Raw genomic sequence first — 4,562 nt, 5'->3', positions numbered from 1 at the left:
TGGCCAGCGGCGCACTATGGACGATGATCGCCACTCTGATCGGAATCGATCTGCCGTTCCGCAAACCTACCGACCTAGCCAAAGACCGCTAACGCGGCTAGGAACCGCTCGCGGTTTGGTTGACCCGGGTGACGGGTGTTCTGTCTATGGCGGAATGGACGCGTTTGGTATAGGCAACGCTCACCTTGGGCACATCGCCGCTGCCAAAAGTTTTCGAGTATCACGGCTGCCCGTAAGCGGGACGGCGGACTCAACCGGTCGTTGCAACACCCGATTATCAGTGAGGTGTTGCACGTGCGATCAAAGGATGCGTTGGCCCAGAGGCGGGAACAGTTCTGGGCGTTAGTGGCCGGCGGCTCGACGTCGGCAGCAGCCTGTGAAGCTGTCGGAGTGAATCAACGAACTGGGCGTCGCTGGCGCCAACCAACGGGTGGTCGGATCCCGCTGCCCAAGCCGGAGCTGTCGGGACGCTTCTTGTCCTTGGAAGAGCGGCTGCAGATCGCTGATCTGCACTTGACCGGGGTTGGCGTGCGTGCGATCGCTACCGAGATCGGCCGATCTGCCGCGACCATCAGCAGGGAGCTGGTCCGAGGCGGGACCAAGTCCGGGACGCGAGCACGCACGAGGTATGCCCCGTATGCGGCGCAGAAACAGGCCGACCGTCGCGGGCGCCGCCCCAAGGCAAGCAAGTTCGACTATCCCGAACTGGCATCCTTGGTGCAGACCAAGTTATGCGTGAAATGGAGCCCGGAACAGATCAGTGATCACTTGGCAACGGAGTTTCCGGACCGGCAGGAGATGCGGGTGAGCCCCGAAACGATCTATCAGGCACTGTATCTGCAAGGCCGTGGCAGCCTGCGCGCTGAACTTCATCAGCACCTGCGCACCGGCCGCGCGGTGCGACGCCCCAGACGGCCCGCTGCGCAGAACTCGGGAAAGATACCCGACATGATCATGATCAGCGAGCGACCCGCGGAAGTGGCCGACCGTGCTGTTCCCGGTCATTGGGAAGGGGACCTAATCCTGGGCGCGAACTGCCAGTCAGCAATCGCCACGCTGGTGGAACGTCAGACGCGGTTCACAATGCTCGTCCACCTCCCCGGCGACCACACCGCGATCACCGTCCGCGATGGGATCCTCGCCACGATCAAGAGTCTCCCGCAGCACCCGACCAAATCGTTGACCTGGGACCAGGGAACCGAGTTGGCCCAGCACCGGCAGATCACCATGGCCACGAAGATGGCCATCTATTTTTGCGACCCGCACAGCCCTTGGCAGCGAGGGTCCAACGAGAACACGAATGGGCTTCTGGACTGGTCCCCGAATGTTGGACTTGGTAATGGAACTCTAGGCGGTGGCAATCTCTTGGGCGCGGTATTCGTCGGGGCTGAGGTAGCCGAGCCGCTGCTGGATTCGGGTGGTGTTCCACCAGCTGAGGTAGTCGGTGAGGCCCGTGTGGAACTCGTCGAGGGTTTCGGGTTTCTGGATTCGGAACCATTCCTCCTTGAGGTGGCTGAAGAACCCCTCCATCGCGGCGTTGTCCAGACACGTGCCCTTGCGAGACATCGACTGAGTGAGGCCAGCAAGGCGTAGCGCGTCCCGCCAGAGGGGGTGGCGGTATTGAAATCCCTGGTCGGAGTGGACAAGAGGTTTCTCTCCATGGTCGAGGGTGTCGATCGCCGTTTGGAGGCCGTCGGTGACCATTTTCACGCTTGGGGAAGGGCCCGCGGTGGCTGAGATGACCCGGTTGTCGTGGAGATCCAGCACGGGCGAGAGGTAGACCTTCGTGGTGCCGACGATGAACTCGGTCACGTCCGTGACCCACTTCGTATGGCGAGACTCTGTGGCGAACTGGCGGTTCAACACGTTCTTTGCTGCTTCGCCGACCTCGCCTCGGAAGGAGTTGTAGCGTTTGCGGCGCCGAACCGGACAGTGCAAGCCCAGCTGACGCATGAGCTTGAGAACGGTTTTCTTCGACACCGTCAACCCCTGGCGGAGCAAGATGGCACGGATGCGTCGGTGTCCGTAAGCGCTCTTCGCCGCGGTGAAGGCACTACAAATGGATTCTTTGATGTCAGCGTTGGGGTCTGGGCGCCGGAGCCGGCGCCGGTGGTCGTAGAACGTCGACCGGGGAAGGGCTGCGATCTGCAGCAGCAGGGCCAGCGGGTAGTGCGCCTTGAGATCGTCGACAGCTTCCACTTTCAGCGTCGTTCCGGGGATCTCAAGGCCCGCAATTTTCCCAAGTACGCGACCTCAGCGCGCAACCGTTCATTCTCTCGACGCAACGCCTCAGTCTCGGTCTCCGGTGGTGCGCCTTCTCGTGTGGTTGGTGGCCTGCCGCGGCGCTTCGGGCTCAGCCCGTCGGGCCCGTCGCGTCGGAAGATGCCCGTCCAAGTGGCGACGGTGTTCGGCGAGGGAAGATCAAACTCCTCTGCAAGAGCCCGCCCAGACTCACCCTTGACATGGCGCCGGACGACTTCGAGTTTGGTCTCGAAGTCGTACTGCTTACGCTCTCTGGTCACCAGAGCCCCCGATCCTCGTAGTTGCCATCGCTGATACAACATTTGAACCGGAGCCCCGGCAAGGTCAAGAGCCAGGGCCACCGATTTCGCGGTGAAACCCTGCTCGAACAGCTCAACGACCGACACGGCGTCGGGGTGGCTCAACGTGCTTTTCAAATACATCTGGCTACTCCTGGAAGAGGGACCCTAAATTAGGTGTCCAACTCTCGGGGACCAGTCCACTTCTGCGACAGTATTTCCCTAAGGGAACCGATCTATCGATCCACTCACCCGAGCGTCTACTCGAAGTCGCCACCGAACTCAACGAACGGCCTCGCAAGACACTCGGTGGCATCACCCCGGCGCACGCCATGAAACGGCTACTGTCAGATGCAGAAAAACCCATTGTTGCAACGACCGCTTGAAACCGCCGAACGCTCTGCGGGCGGAGGTTTGCGATTTCGCTGGCCAGCAAATTCACGCGATTTTCGGTATGGAAGCGTGCCCGGGTGGGGCGGCTTACGGGATTGTTCTTGACCTGGTAATCGGCCAAGAGCACCGTTCGAGTCATGAATGAATTCATGATCGGATACGCACGCGTATCCACGAACGAGCAAGATCTCACTGCCCAACGCAACGCCCTGGAAGCCCTTGGCGTTCGATCGAACCTGATCTACACGGACCACGGACTCACCGGCACCAACCGGGCACGACCTGGGCTTCGAGAAGCCCTCGCCGCCTGCCGCAATGGTGACACCCTCGTGGTTGCCAAACTCGACCGTCTGGCCCGCTCCCTCCGGGACGCGAAAGACATCGTCGACGAGCTCACCGTCAAGGGCGTGAAGCTCAGCATCGGTGGATCAGTGCACGACCCGACGGACCCGGTTGGGCGGCTGCTGTTCAACGTCCTCGCTATGGTGGCCGAGTTCGAATCCGACCTCATCCGCGCCAGAACACGCGAAGGAATGCAAGTAGCCAAAGCGAAAGGCCATCTCCGGGGCAAACAACCGAAGCTATCGATGGCGCAGCAACGCCACCTGATGGAGGTACACCGCGCGGGCACGCACTCCACGGCCGAGCTCGCCGAGCTGTTCAACGTCGCTCGCTCCACGGTGTATCGCACCGTTCAGCGACAATCCGTCGACTACTGAAGAACCCATCCTCCGGCTCCCGTTGCCGAGTCAAGCAGGCGCCGCAACGGGACAGGCGAACCGAGACCGAGGGTCATTCCGGTGGTCTAGCTGTGTCACAGCAGAACACCTAACCGGCGCCCGACCTCCGGCAGCGGATCTGCCACGAGAGGCTGTGTCGCTACAGCTGGAGGTGAAGACGCAATGCGTCGTCCAGCTGCACCATGACGTCGGCAGGGGCGTGTCCAAGGAGCGCGCCCAGCCGCTCAACGGCGATTGATCGGACCTGCTCCGCCTGGGCCTTGGAATCCTGAGGTAACCCGGTCGCACCGGCGGGCAGCAAAGCCTGAAAGGGGAAGATCCGGTCGGTGTTGCTGGTGACCGGGACGACTGTGATCACTCCGCGGCCAAGCCGCGTCGCGATCGAGTTCGCACGATCGTTGCTGACGATCACCGCCGGACGGCGCTTGTTGGCCTCGCTTCCGCGCACAGGATCCAGATCCACAAGCCGGATTTCACCGCGCAGCATCCGCGATCCCGTCGGCCACGGTCACGCTCCACGCGGCGTGGTCAGCTGACGCCTCCCACTCGTTCCAGGCGGCCTCGTAATCCTGCTCCAGTTCGGGCAGGCACAGCATGCGCACTGCGTAGTGCAAGGCAGCCGATCTGGATGAGAGACCTGTCGTGCGAGCAAATTCATCGAGGACCGCCACATCCTCGTCGGGCAGGCTGACACTGAGCTTCATACCCAAATACTACCGCAGTATTACCCCATACGGTAGGCGTCCGCTGCTTTGCTAACGCCTGCCCGCAGCGGAACCTTCACCGGAGTTGCACTGAACCGTCCCGGGTTTCATGCCGCCGGTTTGTTGGCGGCGTCACCTTTTGATGGGCCGATGGTTCGAGCGTAGTAGGCCCGCTCATATTCCTC

5 protein-coding genes and 2 pseudogenes are annotated in these 4,562 nt (G+C 61.8%); 3 read left to right on the top strand and 4 right to left on the bottom strand.

Annotated features, from left to right (window positions below):
- Positions 1–294: 294 nt before the first annotated feature.
- A pseudogene (locus ABIB54_RS17585) lies at positions 295–1,311 on the top strand (IS30 family transposase); the annotation flags it as partial.
- A gap of 36 nt (positions 1,312–1,347) precedes the next feature.
- On the opposite strand, the gene ABIB54_RS17580 reads toward ABIB54_RS17585, so the two are convergent.
- Together ABIB54_RS17580 and ABIB54_RS17575 are read right to left on the bottom strand one after the other, a co-directional pair.
- Positions 1,348–2,199: an IS3 family transposase gene (locus ABIB54_RS17580; RefSeq protein ID WP_354576826.1), complete on the bottom strand. Its 852-nt coding sequence runs from the start codon at positions 2,197–2,199 to the stop codon at positions 1,348–1,350.
- 2 nt (positions 2,200–2,201) lie between these two features.
- A complete protein-coding gene (locus tag ABIB54_RS17575; protein ID WP_354576825.1) occupies positions 2,202–2,684 on the bottom strand; it encodes a helix-turn-helix domain-containing protein in 483 nt (160 codons plus the stop codon).
- 50 nt (positions 2,685–2,734) lie between these two features.
- Here ABIB54_RS17575 and ABIB54_RS17570 point away from each other — a divergent pair.
- A pseudogene (locus ABIB54_RS17570) lies at positions 2,735–2,926 on the top strand (IS30 family transposase); the annotation flags it as partial.
- 144 nt (positions 2,927–3,070) lie between these two features.
- Positions 3,071–3,652 carry a recombinase family protein gene (locus ABIB54_RS17565; RefSeq protein ID WP_354576824.1) on the top strand — a complete coding sequence of 194 codons (582 nt, stop codon included), beginning with the start codon at positions 3,071–3,073 and terminating at the stop codon, positions 3,650–3,652.
- 160 nt (positions 3,653–3,812) lie between these two features.
- Here ABIB54_RS17565 and ABIB54_RS17560 read toward each other — a convergent pair whose 3' ends face one another.
- Both ABIB54_RS17560 and ABIB54_RS17555 read right to left on the bottom strand, forming a co-directional pair.
- Positions 3,813–4,160, bottom strand: a complete 348-nt coding sequence (locus ABIB54_RS17560; RefSeq protein ID WP_354576823.1) for a type II toxin-antitoxin system PemK/MazF family toxin — start codon at positions 4,158–4,160, stop codon at positions 3,813–3,815.
- On the bottom strand, positions 4,147–4,377 hold the full coding sequence (locus tag ABIB54_RS17555) for a ribbon-helix-helix domain-containing protein (RefSeq protein ID WP_354576822.1): 231 nt from the start codon (positions 4,375–4,377) through the stop codon (positions 4,147–4,149). The genes ABIB54_RS17560 and ABIB54_RS17555 overlap by 14 nt, the downstream gene beginning before the upstream one ends.
- Between the last annotated feature and the right edge of the window lie 185 nt (positions 4,378–4,562).

This window comes from Frigoribacterium sp. UYMn621 (assembly GCF_040549525.1).
In the GTDB taxonomy this organism is placed as follows: domain Bacteria; phylum Actinomycetota; class Actinomycetes; order Actinomycetales; family Microbacteriaceae; genus Lacisediminihabitans.
The sequence above is the reverse complement of the archived record's forward strand: the minus strand, read 5'-3'. Positions and strand labels throughout refer to the sequence as shown.

Coding starts and splice junctions, on each gene's coding strand:
- ABIB54_RS17575 (WP_354576825.1), bottom strand. CDS start 2,684: ATGTATTTGAAAAGCACGTTGAGCCACCCCGACGCCGTGTCGGTCGTT.
- ABIB54_RS17565 (WP_354576824.1), top strand. CDS start 3,071: ATGAATGAATTCATGATCGGATACGCACGCGTATCCACGAACGAGCAA.
- ABIB54_RS17560 (WP_354576823.1), bottom strand. CDS start 4,160: ATGCTGCGCGGTGAAATCCGGCTTGTGGATCTGGATCCTGTGCGCGGA.
- ABIB54_RS17555 (WP_354576822.1), bottom strand. CDS start 4,377: ATGAAGCTCAGTGTCAGCCTGCCCGACGAGGATGTGGCGGTCCTCGAT.